This window comes from Pseudomonas sp. NPDC088444, from assembly GCF_044900175.1.
GTDB lineage: Bacteria > Pseudomonadota > Gammaproteobacteria > Pseudomonadales > Pseudomonadaceae > Aquipseudomonas.
The window spans coordinates 54,625-70,461 of sequence record NZ_JBJDNK010000020.1 but is presented as its reverse complement, the minus strand read 5'-3'; the positions used below and the strand labels follow the sequence as shown (position 1 = coordinate 70,461).

Genomic DNA, 15,837 nt, shown 5'->3' with positions numbered 1-15,837 from the left:
ACGTTGTCGTCGAGTCCGACGCGGGCGTTGCGTGGGTCGTAGGCACGGAAATGGATGTTCTTCTCGACCACTTCGTGGCGGGCTTGCAGGTTCCACACGGCATCCTGAGTGCCACCGCTCAGGCCCGACGGAGGGCGGCATGGCAATGGGGTGCGGGGCCAGCGGTAGTGGCGCTGGTCGTCGTGGAATTCCACCACGTCGATGCCCAGTCGGTCATCGCTGACGAAGCGGTACCAGATGCCGACCTCGGCCAGCAGGCGGGCGATGAAGGCCAGGTCGCTTTCGTCGTACTGCATGACCTGCAAGCGTTGCGGGTACTCGCGCACGGTGTTGAACCAGAAATCCTGACCGAGCATGTCGTGGCGGCTGCGCAGGACGTGATCGACGATTTCCGGCACGGATTTGTGCTGATAAATACGGGTTTGTCTGCCACGCGCCAGCCGGGCCAGACGCGGTTGCAGGGTCACGGCGTAGCGCGCTTCGTCGTGGGAGCCGGACAGACGCCGAAAGCCGGTGATGACGCCGTTCACGGTGCGCAGTGGTTTGATCTCGGGCTGTGGAAAGCCGGGGAACGGCTTGTCCAGCGGGTCGGGCACGGCGTGCAGGCTGAAACGGGCCTGACGGTTGAGCACGCGCTCGGCGGCGATGTCCTGATCTGACGAGGTGAATTCGATCTGGTAGGTGAACGGCTCGCTCAGGCGCTCGGTGCCGGTGAAGGTCAGGACGTCGAGGGTGGTGTCGAGGCTGCAGACCCAGAGGGTGTGGCGGGAGTGGTCGAAGAACAGCGGCGGCGCGTTATGCATGGTTGACATCCGTGGCAATGGAAAGGCCCGGCGCGTCCATGCGCAGAGTATCGTTGCGAACAGTCAGTGATTTTGCTGGGCAATGCCAGAGGGCAAGCCAAGAACAGGAGGGGTATTACCTAATGTCGGGATGTTTCCTACATGGCCCTAGACGGGAGGGCGGAAACAGCGTCAACGCAGCAAATTCGGCTAGGCATCCCGCCTGCGAAACACGGGATGCTACCGCTCACCGCATCTTCAGGAGTTTTCACCCGGTGTCCGACGTCCTGCACAACCCCACTTACGGCAAGCGCTTCGAGGCCGTGCTCGCCTACATCGATACGCACCTTGAAGGCGATCTGTCGGTGAGCACATTGAGCCGGATCGCGAACTTTTCGACGTTTCATTTTCATCGCCAGTTCTCGGCGTATGTCGGGGTGCCGGTGTCGCAGTATGTGCAGTTGATGAGGCTTCGGCGTGCGGCGCATCGGTTGGTCGAACGGCCGGGACAGTCCGTGCTGGAAACCGCGTTGAGTGCCGGTTTCGAAAGCCCCGAAGCCTTTTCAAGGGCGTTCAAGCGCGCGTTCGGCGTGGCGCCGAGTATGTTCGCCAGGGCCCCGAACTGGCAGGTCTGGAATGCGGCGTTCGTTGTCCCCCACTTTTCCAGGAGTATCACCATGCAGGTGCGTATCGTGACATTTACCGCAACCCGCTTCGCCGCGCTTGAGCATCGCGGGGCACCGGGGCGAATCAATGAGAGTGTCGAGCGCTTTCGCCAGTGGCGCATGCAGAGCGGGCAATCGCCGGTGGTGACGAGCCGCACGTTCGGCATGCCTTACGACAACCCCGACACCACGCCCGCCGAGGATTTCCGTTTTGCGATATGTGGCGAGATCAGCGAAGACGTAGCACCCAATGCGTTTGGCGTGGGCGAGTTGGTCATCCCCGCGGGCCGCTGCGCCGTGGTTCGCCATGTCGGCTCACCGGATTACATCGGCGAAAGCATCTACCCGATCTACCGCGACTGGTTACCCGCCAGCGCTGAGGAGCTTCGTGATCATCCGCTGTTTTTCCATTACCTGAGCGTCTATCCCGAGACGCCGCTGGACCAATGGCAAACAGATATTTATGTGCCGTTGAAATAGAGAAACGAGTACCCTCGGCCAGAAACAGGCATGTTTCAACCGCGCTATTGAAGGCGCTGAATCAGGTGTTCAAGCACCTGCCTGACTGGCCGATTCACTCACCTGCCCGAAAGGGATCGCAAATGCGTGTGGCAGTCCGCTATAACGCTTTTTCAATACCCCCCGCACGCTCAGGGACGTCCCGATGGATCGGACGGAGCCAATGAAAGCACCTCTCAGCCAGACCGAACACCGGACATTCGATGCGCCACCCTCTCCTGCCACGTTCAACGTTCGCTTTGCCGTTCAGCCCAAACGGGGCGAACGCCCTGTCTCCCGACTGTTTTCACAACCCAAGGGCCAGATAGTGTTCACCCACAGCGGTATCTGGCGGGAGATGCTGATTGGCTTCACGCTGGCCCGATCGCTGAACGAGCCCGCGCGTTCGAAGTCTGCAGTACGCAGCCTGGAATTTTCCGGCGTTCTGGCCTGTGCGGTGTTGGGTTCATCGCGGTACGTGGTGACGGAGATTCGTGAGGCGATCCATCAACCATAAGGCCTAGGCAACCCAGCTCACAGGAGCCAACTGATGTTCCACCTAATGTTCAGCAGCCCGTGTCTCTACGTGATCGTTCGATACATCTGGCCGATGCCCTGGCCACTGCCTGCGAGGTTGGCCAGCGCGCTGTTGCTGCTGCTCGCCTCGCAGTACCACCTGTATTCGCGGTTCTCGTCCGGCAGTGTGTTCTCGCCGGAGTTTCCACGCGCCGTGGTGGTGCTGTTCAACTGGGCATTCGGTGCGATCCTGTTGCTGGCGGTGCTGCAAATCGTCCTGGATCTGGGCACGTTGCTGACGATGCTGATTCGACAGCGCTGGCTGACCATCCCCGCTGCGGCCCGATACGCCGCTGGCACTGCCGCACTGGTGCTGGCCGCTATCGGCGTGCATCAAGCGATGCGCGTGCCGCCGGTCAAGGACATCGAGGTCGCGATCAAAAATCTGCCTGCGCAGTTCGACGGCTACACCGTATTGCAGTTGACGGACATGCACATCAGTCGGCTGTTCGATGAGCCGTGGGCGCGGGAGGTGGTCAACCGTTCGAACGCGCTCGGGGTGAACCTGATCGTGATCACCGGCGACCTGATCGATGGCCCTCTCAGTGCACGCACGAAGGGCGTGGCGCCGCTGCGCGATCTGCATGCGCCCGACGGGGTGTACGTGATTCCAGGCAACCACGAATACTTCTTCGACAACGAAACATGGATGCAGCATTTTGCTTCGATGGGCATGAAGCGCCTGAACAATAGCCATGCGGTGATCGAACGTGACGGCGCGCAATTGACCCTGGCAGGCGTGACAGATTTGAGTGCACCGCGTGCGGGGCTGCCCGGTCCCGATCTGAGCAAGGCGCTGTCCGGCGCACCTGCGAACACGCCGATCATCCTGCTCGACCACCAGCCGCGCAACGCCCGGCAGGCTGCCCGCCAGGGCGTGGCATTGCAGCTGTCGGGGCACACTCACGGCGGTATGATCCGCCCGCTCGACCTCTTCATCGCCCGGGCCAACGAAGGTTTTGTATCCGGCTTCTATGACGTCGATGGCATGCAGCTCTACGTCAACAACGGCACGGCGCTCTGGCCGGGGTTTGCCTTGCGTCTGGGCGTGCCGTCGGAGCTGACACGTATCACGCTGAAGCGGGCTGCAGAACCGGACTGAAGCGAGGTATTAACGCCGCCACACCTGCCCTTCCCCACTCACCACCCAAGGTGACTGATCAACGATGATCTGCACCCCGCCCACCCAACGCTCTGCTGGCGTGCAGTCGAGCCAGTTGACCTGCCCGCGCAGAATCTGCTCGCCCAGCTCAGTGATGCGAATCACCCGCCTGGACCACGCATCCCCCGATTCTTCATGCACCAACGGCTGGGGCGCATCGATCAGCGGGCGCAGCAACGCATGGAACATCATGTCGCCCAGATACGGCAGTGGTTCGTAACGCAGCATCAGTTGGCCAAACACTTTTCCGGCGGGCAACTCCCCCGCATCAGCGAGGATGCGCAGGATCAAACGCTGCGTCAGGCTCAGGCCGTCGTCTGCGCCGGGCAGTTCCTGTAACTGCCTCGCCAGCGCAGGGCCGAGCAACGGCAGTTCCGTATGATGCGTTGCGGCCAGACGTGCCCAGTCGCGCGGGTCTGGCGCAGTGAAGGCCGCCCAGGCTTTGCGCGCGAGCGCCACGGCGTCTTCGCCGAGCGGTCGCCGTTGCGGCCAGAGCCAGGCCAGTACGTCCGGCGCCAATTGGCCAATGCCGATGAAGCGCTCCACACCAGGCATCCGGCTGATTTCGATGAGTTCGAGCCTGCGCGGCATCGCCGGCAGGCTCGCCAGCAAGCGGATCAGAAACAACTGATCGTAGGCGTCCGCCTCGCACCACAACACCAGCTCACTGTCGGCATTCAGTTGCGCCAGCGCCTTGCGCTGCACGACTTGACGCTGCTCGACATCCCGCATCGACAGCCCGAATGCCTGCTCGATGTAAACCGCGCGCACGGCCCAGTATTCATCGTCCGGCAAAACGGGCACCGGCCCCATGACCATCGGATCGTCGAACATCTGAAACGAGCCTGAAAACCCTGCAATGCGCAGGCCGTGTTCGATGTCGTTGCCGCAGCGCCAATGCTGGACGTTCGCTTCGCCGGTCGTGGAAAAATCCGGATGACGGGCAGCGAACTCGATGCTGTCGGTGTGGGCAATCAATTTGGGCCAACTGGCGAACCCCGCTTCGCGCGCCACCAGCCATTGGGTATCGGCGAGTCGATAGTCAGGGCCAGGGATACCGAGTGTGTGCAACTGGACACGAGCGTCGTCGGCTTCGTGGTTGTTCAGGGCTTTCAACAGGCGCTTGGCGCGTTTGCGCAGCGCAGGGACATCAAGAAGACCGGACGTGTTAGAGGCAGGCATGCCAACTCCTTACAGGGCTCGGTCCGCCGACAAGCCGGAGCTGGAATGAAGAATGTGGAAAAGCAGGCTACGGGAGACCCCTTCGCGCGGACCGCGGGCGTAGCAGACGCCTGGATGCGGACTTTAGCGGGATGAAGGGGCATGAGCAACGTTTGATCCTGCTCTCACGACATCAGCGCGGACATTGACAGCCTGATGAGTCGCTGGCTATAACGTATTTCGTTGTACGACAACATATGATTCGTTACGAATCACGACTAACAATAAAAACACCCGTCGGTCACTCACATGAAAGCGAATTGCTTGCTCATCACCCCACATACCCTGCCTTTGTCGCTGTTCTCGGCTGATTGCACGTCCGCTGCGTCGATATCGCTCGTGAGTATCTTTTCGATCCCGCCGCCCTGTACTTGTTAGACGTCCGACTCCAGGCGCTTCGCCTCGGAGACGTACATATGCACTCTCGCCCAATCGCCGAGAGACCATCACACCGCCAAGAACAAGAGTGATGTCATGAGCCTGAACGAGTCCACCCATTCATCATCTGCGCCTGCGCAAAGCCGTACCCAGGCGGCGACCCGGACGGTCGGCAAATACCGCTGGACGATCTGCGCGCTGCTGTTTTTTGCCACGACCGTCAACTATCTGGATCGTCAGGTGCTCAGCCTGTTGGCCCCGGATCTTTCGACGCAATTTGGCTGGAGCAACACCGATTACGCCAACATCGCCTCGGTCTTCCAGTTCGTCTACGCGATCGCGATGATCTTCGCCGGGCGCGTGGTCGACAGAATCGGCACCCGGACCGCCTACACGCTGGCCATTGGCGTCTGGTCCACGGGGGCCGTGATGCATGCGTTCTCAGTGCCGCTGGGGCAAGGCATTGGTGCGATCACCACAGCGCTGGGTTTCGCCGCCATTCCGGTGTCCATCGCAGGCTTCATGCTGTCGCGCGCCGTGTTGGCCATCGGCGAGGCGGGCAACTTCCCGATCGCGATCAAGGCCACGGCGGAATATTTCCCCAAGAAAGAACGCTCGCTGGCCACCGGTATCTTCAACTCCGGTGCCAACGTCGGCGCCATCGCTGCGCCCATTTGCGTGCCTTTGATCGCTGCGGCGTGGGGCTGGGAATCGGCCTTCATCGTGATCGGCCTGCTGGGCTTCGTCTGGCTGGGCTTCTGGATGGCGCTGTACGCCAAGCCGGATCAGCAAAAGCGCCTGACGTCCGAAGAGCTGGCTTATATCCGCAGTGACGAGGCCGAGTCGGTCAAGGCGGCGCCGGTTGCGAACACGTCCGCCAAAAAAGTGTCCTGGTTCAAACTGCTCACGTATCGCCAGACCTGGGCCTTCGCTTTCGGCAAGTTCATGACCGACGGCGTGTGGTGGTTTTTCCTGTTCTGGCTGCCCACTTATCTCTCCGCGCAGTACGGCATGAAAGGCGCGGCCATCGTGATGCCGCTGTTCGTGCTGTACAGCATGACCATGGTCGGCAGCATCGGCGGTGGCTGGTTCCCGAGCTATTTCATGGCCCGTGGCGACAAACCCTACGATGGCCGCATGAAGGCCATGTTCGTGATCGCGCTGTTCCCATTGCTGGTGCTGCTGGCACAACCGCTGGGCTACATCAGTTTCTGGGTGCCGGTGTTACTGATCGGCATTGGCGCCTCGGCGCACCAGGCGTGGTCCTGCAACATCTTCACCACCGTTTCCGACATGTTCCCGCAGAAAACCGTGGCCTCGGTCGTCGGCATCGGCGGCATGGCAGGCGGCCTGGGCGGCGTGGTCATGACCAAGATCGGCGGCTGGGTGTTCGACTATTACAAGTCGATCAACGACATTCACACCGGCTACATGATCATGTTCGCCATTTGCGCGCTGGCCTATCTGGTGGCGTGGAGCGTGATGAAAGCCTTGGTGCCGCGCCACAAAGAAATCACCGACCTCTGAACCTCAAACACATGCGGGGCGTGATGCGCCCCGACCACAACAAAAAGGAAATATCGATGACCAAGTTGAAACTGCTAGTGGGCTTTTTGGGTGCGTTTTCAGGGTACGTCCTGGCCGCGCCATCGGCCGATGAGCAAGCTGTCGCCAAAGCGGTCGACAACATGACCCAGGCCATGTTGCACAAGGACACCAAGGCCCTCGCTGCCCTGACGTCGGACAAAGTGACCTACGGCCATTCGAGCGGCAAGATTCAGAACAAGGATGAGTTCATCGCCGACATCGAAACCGGCCGCAGCGGCTTCAAAACGTTGCAGATGTTGAACCAGAAAATCACCATGGACGGCGACGTTGCGCTGGTGCGCAACCACTTCTCCGCCCAGGCGGTGAACAGCGGCGTGGAAGTCCCGACCGAGATCGAGAACTTCCAGATCTGGCAGAAGCAGAAAGGCCAGTGGTTGCTGATTGGTCGTCAGGCGTTCAAGTTCTGATCCACCTTCCTTTCTCTGAGCCGTCGGTGGGGTGATCCTCCATTACCCTGCCGACAGACTGTCGGATTCAACGCGACACAGAACACGGTCAGCAGGGCCGTGACACCGCCCAAGGTTCAACCTCGAACACTCTCAACTCAAGCTCGCGCCCTCCCTGCCGATGAACTTCCCAGTTCGCCTTCGCCTTCAGGCACTATGTGCCACCGCCGTTTCAAGGAAGATGCCCCATGTCCGCTTCGCTCGACCTCGCCGCTACTCAGATCCGTCATGCCGTTCGTGCTGCCACCGAAGGGCTGGTGGGCCGTGAGCAACTGGCCGAGTTGATCGTGCTGGCGGCTGTCGCGCAGGAACACATTCTCGTGGTCGGCCCACCCGGCACCGCAAAAAGCGCGGTGGTGCGTCGTGTGGCGCAGTCCATGGGCGGTCGTTATTTCGAGTACCTGCTGGGGCGCTTCACCGAGCCGTCGGAGTTGTTCGGCACGGTGGACCTGAAGAAGCTGCGCGAAGGCACGGTGGAAACCGACATCAGCGGCATGTTGCCCGAGGCCGACATCGTGTTTCTGGACGAGGTGTTCCTCGGCTCGACGGCCATCCTCAACACCTTGCTGGGCGTGCTCAACGAACGGCGCTTCCGCCGGGGTCACACGCAGGTGCAGTGCCCGTTGCGGGTCTGTGTCGGTGCGGCCAACGGGCTGCCTGACGACGAGTCGCTGGCAGCGTTCGGCGACCGCTTTTTGCTGCACCTGTTCGTGGACGCCGTGCCCGACAACCAGTTGGAAGCGATGCTGGCGGGCGGCTGGCAGTCGGAGCAGCGTCCGGTTCCCCACCTGTTGGGCCTGACTCAACTCGACACCCTGGGCCACGCGCTCAAGGACGTCGACCTCGCCCTCGTGCGGCCAGCACTGGCCCAGGCCATCCGCCGGCTGCGCGAAGCCGGTATTCACCTGTCTGACCGGCGCATCGTCAAATCACAGCGCCTGATCGCGGCGGCAGCGCTGCTGCGCGGGCAGCTCGAAGCCAGCGAAACCGACCTCTGGCCGCTGCTCTACGTGCTGCCGACCAAAGAGATTCAGCAACACGGCCGTGAAGTGCTGAAAGACCTGTTTGCCCAGTGCAACAACAGCCATCTGTTCAGTGCCGTCGAAGAGGCGACGCTGCAACCGATGGCGCGCCTGCATCGGCTGATCGAGACTGCCGAGGATTACCTGGCACGCACTGAACCGCCCGCCAGCCCGTTGCTGGAGGCGCTGCTGCGGGAGATCGATGCCAACTTCAACAGCCAGACCCTCCCTCAGCGTCTGCATGAGGTGCGCAGCCAGGTGGCCCATCTGCTGACCACCCAGGCATGACGAACATGGCCACTGCCCCCGCCATTCCTTGGCGTTGGCGAGCGCGCCGCGACCCCGGACAGGCCCAGGCCGCCGTGGCCTGGGGCGCGGTCGCAGCCCGCCTGCACACCCGGCTGCTGCGCATGAGCGAGGATCAGACGTCGCGCCTGCACGCCACCGCCAACCGAGAGGTATTGATCGTCATGGGCCATGTCGACGACCTGCCGTGGGTCGAGGGTGTCGAATATGCCTGCGCCGAAACCGCTGCGCCCGGCCTGTGGCTGCCCACCAGTTGGGAACCGGATGCGCCGCTGGACTTGATGGGACAGGCCCTGCTGCGCAGGTTCTCCCGCGCGCCGCTTTTGCTGTGGCATGCGCCGAACGCCGTGCTGCCGCTTGATCGATGCCTGCCCGTCACGGCCCGGCATCTGCAACACATTCAGGATGAGTGGGCAGGTCGCTGATGCAATTACCACCCGCCTTACAACCCTGGAGTGAATGGCTGCACGGGTTCGACTCAGAGCAATGGCCGCTGCTGGCGGATCTGTTCGCACGCCTCAACCCGATCCTCGGCCCGTTGCGCGGCATGCAGCAGGGCGGTGTGCCTGAACCCGACGGCCTGGGCGACCTGCAACGCCGTGGTCCCTATGAACGCCTGCTGACCAGCGAATGGCTGCTGGCCGACGAACTGCCCGATGAATTTCTGCGCAGGGCAGCAGTGGGCGAGCATCTGTTTCTCGCCCCGCAGTACCGAACCCATCAAGCCAACCGCATGATCGTCGTGCTGTTCGACGCAGGCCCCCTGCAATGGGGCGGACCGCGTCTGGTACACCTGGCGCTGCTGATCCTGCTCGCCCGACGCGCCAGCGAGTCCGGTGCCGAATTGCGCTGGGGCATTCTGCAAAACACGCCACAACTGCATGAATTCAAGCATTCCGCACATTTGAAGCGACTGCTGGAGGCGCGCACCTACCAGACCGTGAGCGAACCGCACTGGGATGCCTGGCGTGACTGGCTGGCGCAGCAGGGGCACGACCACGGAGAACGCTGGCTGGTCGGTCCGCGTCTACCCATCACGGACGCCCGCGCCTGTACCCATCGGGTTCAGGTACAACGCAGCCTCGATGGCCACAGCCTGACGTTCGCGCTGCAGGGCGCCACGTCGCGAAACATCACCCTGCCCAACCCGGATGAGCGCCTGGCCCTGCAATTGATCAAGGGCGAATTCGACACCTCGCAACAGATGGCCCACCGGTCGGTCAAGGGCCGCATTCCAAGGGTCGCTCTGACGCTGGCGCCGGTCATTTCCAGCACCGGCAGCCATGTCGCCCTGAAAATGCTCGATGAGCCGGGACTGGTGGTGATCAAGTTGCCCGCCCCAAAACAGAAGAAGACGCTGGATGTTCGTCAGACGCTCTGGAGCAAATTTGCCACACCGCTGGCGATCCACTTTCCGGGTCGCACACCCGGCGCCGTGCTGAGCATCGACGAAACGCTGGTGTTCTGGAACATGCCCGGCGTCAACCCGGTACGTCGGCCTGAACGGGAGCAACTGCAAGTGCCCGTGGGCACTGCCGCGCTGCTGCCGGTGGTCTGGCTGCACAACGGCACCTACGGCCGGGTCTTTCTACTCGACACTCAGGGGCATCTGGTCTTCTGGGTGATCGACAACGGCAAACTGCCCACCCCGCATCAGCCGGGCATCACCCACGCGATGGCCGACAACGTCGTGGGCATGGCCAAGGTCGACCACAGCACCCTGGCCTACTTGCGCAAGGATGCCGGTCGGTTGTACGTGCACCGGCTCAGCCCCTGGCAGAGCAGTTCAACGGGGCATCTGGTCGGCATGGCCAACCACGTCGATCAGGTGCTGTTCCCGGCCAGCCCTCGTTGGCATCAAGCCTTTGGGGGCTGCGCCTGGATGAGTCAGATCGACGAGCACCAACAGTGGCAACTCGTCTCGCCCAACGGTCAGACCGAGCAGGTGGATCTGGCACCTGGCTGGAAAGGCATCGGCCTGCTGATCGGGGACGACGACGCGCTGTGCATGATCCTGCTCAGCCCCAACCAGCAATCTGTCGCGGCCTGGAGCCTGGGCGAGCAACAGGTGCTGTTCACCACCCCCGATCCCATCGCAAGAATCAGTTTCTGCCCGATGAGCAAGCTGGTCGCCGCACTGACCAAGACCCGCGAACTGCTGGTGTATTGCGTGCCAGACGAGCGCCGGGTCCTGCAGATCATGTGCAATCAGGCACCTGCACTGACAGAGGACAACACCCATGTCCGGACCTGACGCGGTCACCATTCGCCGCCCGGCGTTGACGGGCTATCAACAAATCGAGGGGCTGTGGTTTCCCGTCGAGCGCTTCAGCGAACAGGAACGCGCCCGGCTGATCGTCGCCCATTGGCAAACCGACGCCACGGCCTTTCGCTTCGCTGGCGGCGATTTGCTGCGCTTTCCCAAGGCCAGGGCGATGCTCTGCGAAGGCGTCGCGGGCTGGCCCCTGATTCGTCAGGGCAGAACGCTGTGCTCGGCGCAGTTGACCCCGGCAGAGATGCAGCGCCTGGCCCATGCCGATGTCTGGCTGGTACTGGGCACACACGTCAGCGCCCTGCACCTGCGCGACGCCACACCGCTCTCGCCCGAGCACTGGATCGACATCAGCCAGTGCGCGCTGCTCGACACCTATGACTGCCGCGAGGTACTGCCAGACGCTCTCGTCGAACCACCCTCCCCACCGACTGACATACGGGAAATCCTTGGGGACTCGCTCGCGCCCGTCAGCCCCGAACGCGAAGCGGTGATGCAAGCGCTGCTGGAGCGGCAGCGCCTGGCAGGCGCCCAAAAAGCACCTTCCATTCGAGGCCCCCGCAATAACGGGAGCCATCAGCAGAACGCGCCCCCGATCAAAGACGGCATGGCAGGTTTTATCGCGGTCGCGGTGGGCATTGGCCTCTACGCGATTCATGCCTTCAATGGTGCGCAACTGCCGACCTTGACCTCCACGGCGAACCCCGTCAGGCACAAAACCCCTGCCGCCCCTGCCACGTTCGACTGGGGCAATACGGTGCTCTGGACGGTCATGGGCGTTGTGCTGTTCACCCTGGTGCTGATGGCGATACGTGCCTGGCGGCGCGGCGGCGCAACGGCGGTTGCACAACCATCGACCCAAGCCGCCCGCCCCGCGCCGTCAAACGTACCGCCACGGGCATCGGGCAAACCCCGTGGCCCGGCCAGGTGGCGACGCTGGCTCACGCGCCTGGCTCACCATTCGCGCCTGTCTGCGCTCTACGGCAAACGCCAGGCGGCGTACATGCAGCGGATGCTGGAGATGTTCGAGAACGGCGACCTGCACGAAGCGCTGCGCCACGCCATTCCTCTGGGCGGCGGTACAAGCGATGGCGGACAGGCATTCGGCACTCCCAACCGACGCGACGATCTGACGCTCAGCCAGCGTTCCGGCCCGCGCAGCAGCCTGTATTTCAGCGACGATCTGGAGACCCATCTCAAGCAGGTCTACCGGCAGTCCTTCGAACGGCTGGACCGTGAGGGGCGTGTCGAAGAGGCCGTGTTCGTGCTGGCGGAACTGCTCAGAGCACGTCAGGAAGCCCTCGACTATCTGGAAAAGCACCAACGCTTTCAGCAAGCCGCCGACCTTGCGCTGGCCTGGGACATGCCCGCCTCGACCATCGTGCGCCTGCTGTGTCTGGCGGGCGACTGGCAACGGGCATTGCAGGTCGCAAGGCGTGACAGCGCATTTTCTGATGCCGTCCTCATGCTGGAGAAAAGCGGATCTGACCTCGCCCCGCGCCTGCGCCTGGAATGGGCATTGGCCCTGATCGACAAGGGTCTGTGGTTGCAAGCGGTGGACGTGATCTGGAGCCTGCCGCAAGAGCGCGAACGCGCGGGGCAATGGTTGCTCGCTGCCGAAGCGGCCGGCGGCAGTCTGGCGATCAGCGCGTTGGTAAAACGCGCCATCCTGCTGCCCGACACGCTGACCGCTTATGGCCCTTGGGTCGAACAACTGCGCGACGATCCCGCGGGAGCACTGGACCGGGCCACCCTCGCCCACGCGCTGCTGGCCCACAAAACCCACAGCCCGGCGCTGGCCTGGCTTGCGGCCGCGACCGTGCGCGCCGTCATCTGCGATCAAACCGGGCCGCACGCACAGCTCAGCCATAAGCAGCTTCAGGCGCTGGTCAGAATGAGCAAGGACAAACTGCTGCAGGCCGACTTGCCCGGCAGCGCCCTGCCCCGCAAAAAACAGCCCAATCCGGCCCTTGAGCGGGTCAGCGACCCGCTGACGTTCACAGCGCCAGAGCGAGGCAGCCGCGCGATCCTCGACGCGGTGCCGCTGACCGACGAGCGCTACCTGCTGGCATTGGGAGAAGCCGGTGCGCTGGTGGTCGACGCCAGCGGCAAGACCGTCTTTCACTTTCCAGTGCCCACCCAGACCCTCGTGCTGGGCCGCAGCCGTCAGGTCGCGCTGGCCCTGGCACAGCGCGGCGACGTCTGGCGCATCAGCAAACTGGATCTGGTCAACCGCAGTGCCCACGATCTGGGCGTGCTGATGCTGGACGCCTTCGCAAGCACCTTCGATGGCACCGCCTGGACCATCGGCCGAGGTTCGCAATTGCGCGTCGTGGACGTCGATCGCCGGTTTGAAACGCTGTGGCACATCAGCGATCTGCCCGGAAAAGTCGCCTACATTCGCGACAACGAACACAACGAATCCGTACTGCTGAGCACGCCAGAAGACACCCAAATCTGGCATTACCTGCTGCCCAGTCGCCGCCTGCTCAGCCGCGAGCCAACGCCCGCCAGAAGCCAGGCGCACAGTTGGCAAGTGTTCAACGCCACCGGCAGAACCACCGAGTTCTGGATCAAGAACAGTGATGACGCCGATTCCATCCTGATGGTCCACGCCAGCGGCGCCAGCAAAGGCTATCGCCTGCCCGGTTTCATTCAGGATGACGTCGACCCGCTACACGTTTACCCATTCGAGCAATGGCTGGTGGTGTGCTACGCCGTCGCCAACGATGAGACCCGCTGGCACTTCATCCACCGCAACAGCGACCGCCTGTGTGCCGAACTGACATGGCCGCCGGAACATGCGCAACTGCGCGTGGTAGGCAACGAATGGGTGCTGTTCGATCATCAAGGGCGGCTGCTGCATATCGATGCCGATCATTCGCGGGTGCGAGGGGTGTCGGTGGGGTGAAAGACCTGAACGGCAGTGCTTGAGCGATTCTGTTGGCCGCTGCTCAGGTCATGCACCGCGCGATCTTTCACTGGACCCACAAGCTCGGGAGTTCAAGAAAGCCTACGCCAAAGGCCGCCGCGAGCTGGAACATGAACTGGGCAAGACCATGCGTTATCGCGCCATCCGCGAACTGGCCAGTGGTGACAGTGGCAAGGTCATCAACGATCTCAAGCCCATCTGGTTGATGAGCCCGCCGGGCAATTCAACGGACTGTTCCTCAAGAACCTGGAGAACGTTCAGGGGGATGAGCGCGACGTGATCATCCTGAGCATCTGCTACGGTCCTGGCCCGACGGGCAAGATGCTGATGGACTTCAGCCCGATCAACCAGCGTGGCGGAGAACCGCAGCGGGCGAACCCCGGTAGAAAAGGGCCTCATCCACATGATGACCAAGCGCGCCGAAATCGAGTTTCTCGACGCGGTCAGCGTTTACTTTCATCACGCAACGCCGGGGCTGGGCCCGCAGGTAGAGGTTTACCAGAACCCCGAATGGGGCAATCACATGCGCGACAAAGCAGTACGAGGCATGCGTTATTTCGACAGTGTCCTGAAAAATCAACCGTTCGTTGCGGGCGACAGGTTCACCATGGCCGATATCGCGGTCCTGGGCGGCATGATTTTCGCCGCTCTGGTTAAGCTTCCCATACCGGACGAATGTGAAGCGTTGCGAGCATGGCATGTAAGAATGCAAGAGAGACCAAGCGTCCAAGAGTGGCGAGCAATGGTAGAGCGCGGCGCGCCACAAAAGTGAAGCGAAGAGGCATCTGCCCTCTCTGGTAGGGGGCAGATGCAGTGCTGGGAATCTGCGTTCGTCACTGGCTGCAATCGGCCAAAATCGAACACTCGCGCTCAGTCATCTCCCCGCGTGCACCATGTGAAACGCAGCAACTCGGTTGCTGCCAAGCTGGAGGAAACTGCAATCAGCGGTGCAAATTGCGCCACCACGTACTCAGCCGGGGGCGAGCCATGAGATACGAGTTAGCAAAGAGCCTGCGGTAAGGCACCCAGGCCAACCGCTCTCATTCTCCAGATCCCGTTAAACCTGAGATCCACTGCCGAAAGGGGCTCGATATCGATGGCATGAAATGAGGCGGGTGGGCAACGCAGCACCTTGAGTAACGCTGCACGCATCAAGAACGGATGCGTGACAGCAACAATATGGCCGGTGCCTGACAATGAATCCAGCCAGTCGTTAACGCGCAGGCACACGCCATGAATGGACTCGCCTCCGTGGGGAGCTGCCTGCCAGTCTTGAATCCAGGCACCCATCGCGGCGGGCCCTATCGCTTCAACCTGCCGTCCCTTCCAGTCCCCAAAATCACAATCGCGAAGGGCTTCGGTGATTTCGACAGTGCCTGAGAACAGCGCAGCAGTCTGTCGGGCTCTCAGTTCAGGCCCGCACACAAACCGGGTCTGCCGACCAAACATCTTTGACCACTCGCCCTTCTTCTGCTCCCAGTCGATCTCCACAGGCTCGTCCAGGGGGAAGCGTGCCTGTTTTTGAGCCAGAGTCCTGGCATGAGCGATCAGCGTCAAGCGTAGAGCCATATCGAAATTCCTGTGGTGCCTGGATGCACTCAGGCTACACCAGCCGAGCTGTATCTTTATGTTAGGAAGTAGAAGTCGATCAAATTCCGACGCGGTCGCGCCACTGTAGTCGGCTCAACGCCGAAAGCCCGACCTTACCTTGATCTTCCCCACCGTCACCGGGACGCGAAATCCCAAGAGGTCGTCATGGCTTATACCGCTGCAACCGATACCGATGTTTCCATTCCCACCATTCCCGTGGGTGAAGTGCTGCCGTGGGCAATCTTTGGTGGGCTGCTGCTGATGCTGGCCATCTATTTTGTCGGCGCGGAGCAAGGTGCCACCGCGATCTTCTCCGGTGCGTACGTTCACGAGTTCGTGCACGACGGTCGCCATCTTCTGGGTTTCCCCTGCCACTGAT

General features: G+C 62.1%; 14 protein-coding genes and 1 pseudogene. 12 read left to right on the top strand and 3 right to left on the bottom strand.

From position 1 onward, the window contains the following. The coding region (locus ACI2KB_RS27900) for a type VI secretion system Vgr family protein (RefSeq protein ID WP_404640122.1) at positions 1-803 on the bottom strand (803 nt) is incomplete at its 3' end. A gap of 254 nt (positions 804-1,057) precedes the next feature. On the opposite strand from ACI2KB_RS27900, the gene ACI2KB_RS27895 reads away from it, so the two are divergent. The 3 genes from ACI2KB_RS27895 (at position 1,058) to ACI2KB_RS27885 (ending at position 3,623) form a co-directional block, all read left to right on the top strand. After that, a complete protein-coding gene (locus tag ACI2KB_RS27895; protein WP_404640120.1) occupies positions 1,058-1,927 on the top strand; it encodes a GyrI-like domain-containing protein in 870 nt (289 codons plus the stop codon). A gap of 202 nt (positions 1,928-2,129) precedes the next feature. Beyond that, positions 2,130-2,462 carry a hypothetical protein gene (locus ACI2KB_RS27890; protein ID WP_404640118.1) on the top strand — a complete coding sequence of 111 codons (333 nt, stop codon included), beginning with the start codon at positions 2,130-2,132 and terminating at the stop codon, positions 2,460-2,462. 33 nt (positions 2,463-2,495) lie between these two features. Beyond that, on the top strand, positions 2,496-3,623 hold the full coding sequence (locus ACI2KB_RS27885; RefSeq protein WP_404640116.1) for a metallophosphoesterase: 1,128 nt from the start codon (positions 2,496-2,498) through the stop codon (positions 3,621-3,623). Between the two features lie 9 nt (positions 3,624-3,632). Here the strand turns inward: ACI2KB_RS27885 and ACI2KB_RS27880 are convergent, their stop codons facing one another. Further along, on the bottom strand, positions 3,633-4,865 hold the full coding sequence (locus ACI2KB_RS27880) for a DUF1835 domain-containing protein (RefSeq protein WP_404640114.1): 1,233 nt from the start codon (positions 4,863-4,865) through the stop codon (positions 3,633-3,635). Between the two features lie 513 nt (positions 4,866-5,378). Here ACI2KB_RS27880 and ACI2KB_RS27875 point away from each other — a divergent pair. The 8 genes and pseudogenes from ACI2KB_RS27875 to ACI2KB_RS27840 form a co-directional block, all read left to right on the top strand. Continuing rightward, a complete protein-coding gene (locus ACI2KB_RS27875; protein ID WP_404640112.1) occupies positions 5,379-6,809 on the top strand; it encodes an MFS transporter in 1,431 nt (476 codons plus the stop codon). A gap of 56 nt (positions 6,810-6,865) precedes the next feature. Further along, positions 6,866-7,297, top strand: a complete 432-nt coding sequence (locus ACI2KB_RS27870) for a nuclear transport factor 2 family protein (RefSeq protein WP_404640110.1) — start codon at positions 6,866-6,868, stop codon at positions 7,295-7,297. A gap of 227 nt (positions 7,298-7,524) precedes the next feature. Beyond that, complete coding sequence (locus tag ACI2KB_RS27865; RefSeq protein ID WP_404640108.1) at positions 7,525-8,646, top strand: AAA family ATPase; 1,122 nt, start codon at positions 7,525-7,527, stop codon at positions 8,644-8,646. A gap of 5 nt (positions 8,647-8,651) precedes the next feature. Next, positions 8,652-9,089, top strand: a complete 438-nt coding sequence (locus ACI2KB_RS27860) for a hypothetical protein (RefSeq protein WP_404640106.1) — start codon at positions 8,652-8,654, stop codon at positions 9,087-9,089. Next, positions 9,089-10,918, top strand: a complete 1,830-nt coding sequence (locus ACI2KB_RS27855; protein ID WP_404640104.1) for a hypothetical protein — start codon at positions 9,089-9,091, stop codon at positions 10,916-10,918. Before ACI2KB_RS27860 ends, ACI2KB_RS27855 begins: the two co-directional genes overlap by 1 nt. Next, complete coding sequence (locus tag ACI2KB_RS27850; RefSeq protein WP_404640102.1) at positions 10,905-13,847, top strand: bpX6 domain-containing protein; 2,943 nt, start codon at positions 10,905-10,907, stop codon at positions 13,845-13,847. The genes ACI2KB_RS27855 and ACI2KB_RS27850 overlap by 14 nt, the downstream gene beginning before the upstream one ends. A 19-nt stretch (positions 13,848-13,866) precedes the next feature. Further along, a complete protein-coding gene (locus ACI2KB_RS27845) occupies positions 13,867-14,148 on the top strand; it encodes a hypothetical protein (protein WP_404640129.1) in 282 nt (93 codons plus the stop codon). An 87-nt stretch (positions 14,149-14,235) separates the two neighbouring features. After that, positions 14,236-14,640: pseudogene (locus tag ACI2KB_RS27840) on the top strand (glutathione S-transferase family protein); the annotation flags it as partial. Positions 14,641-14,867: 227 nt separating this feature from the next. Here ACI2KB_RS27840 and ACI2KB_RS27835 read toward each other — a convergent pair. Further along, on the bottom strand, positions 14,868-15,437 hold the full coding sequence (locus ACI2KB_RS27835; RefSeq protein ID WP_404640100.1) for a histidine phosphatase family protein: 570 nt from the start codon (positions 15,435-15,437) through the stop codon (positions 14,868-14,870). Between the two features lie 186 nt (positions 15,438-15,623). Here ACI2KB_RS27835 and ACI2KB_RS27830 point away from each other — a divergent pair, with 186 nt between their 5' ends. Next, positions 15,624-15,836 carry a CbtB-domain containing protein gene (locus ACI2KB_RS27830; protein WP_404640098.1) on the top strand — a complete coding sequence of 71 codons (213 nt, stop codon included), beginning with the start codon at positions 15,624-15,626 and terminating at the stop codon, positions 15,834-15,836. Position 15,837: the final 1 nt, after the last annotated feature.

What these genes read in the sequence shown, in the direction of transcription:
- ACI2KB_RS27855 (WP_404640104.1), top strand. Translation starts at nt 9,089, where the DNA reads ATGCAATTACCACCCGCCTTACAACCCTGGAGTGAATGGCTGCACGGG.
- ACI2KB_RS27880 (WP_404640114.1), bottom strand. Translation starts at nt 4,865, where the DNA reads ATGCCTGCCTCTAACACGTCCGGTCTTCTTGATGTCCCTGCGCTGCGC.
- ACI2KB_RS27890 (WP_404640118.1), top strand. Translation starts at nt 2,130, where the DNA reads ATGAAAGCACCTCTCAGCCAGACCGAACACCGGACATTCGATGCGCCA.
- ACI2KB_RS27870 (WP_404640110.1), top strand. Translation starts at nt 6,866, where the DNA reads ATGACCAAGTTGAAACTGCTAGTGGGCTTTTTGGGTGCGTTTTCAGGG.
- ACI2KB_RS27875 (WP_404640112.1), top strand. Translation starts at nt 5,379, where the DNA reads ATGAGCCTGAACGAGTCCACCCATTCATCATCTGCGCCTGCGCAAAGC.
- ACI2KB_RS27860 (WP_404640106.1), top strand. Translation starts at nt 8,652, where the DNA reads ATGGCCACTGCCCCCGCCATTCCTTGGCGTTGGCGAGCGCGCCGCGAC.
- ACI2KB_RS27865 (WP_404640108.1), top strand. Translation starts at nt 7,525, where the DNA reads ATGTCCGCTTCGCTCGACCTCGCCGCTACTCAGATCCGTCATGCCGTT.
- ACI2KB_RS27835 (WP_404640100.1), bottom strand. Translation starts at nt 15,437, where the DNA reads ATGGCTCTACGCTTGACGCTGATCGCTCATGCCAGGACTCTGGCTCAA.
- ACI2KB_RS27850 (WP_404640102.1), top strand. Translation starts at nt 10,905, where the DNA reads ATGTCCGGACCTGACGCGGTCACCATTCGCCGCCCGGCGTTGACGGGC.
- ACI2KB_RS27885 (WP_404640116.1), top strand. Translation starts at nt 2,496, where the DNA reads ATGTTCCACCTAATGTTCAGCAGCCCGTGTCTCTACGTGATCGTTCGA.
- ACI2KB_RS27830 (WP_404640098.1), top strand. Translation starts at nt 15,624, where the DNA reads ATGGCTTATACCGCTGCAACCGATACCGATGTTTCCATTCCCACCATT.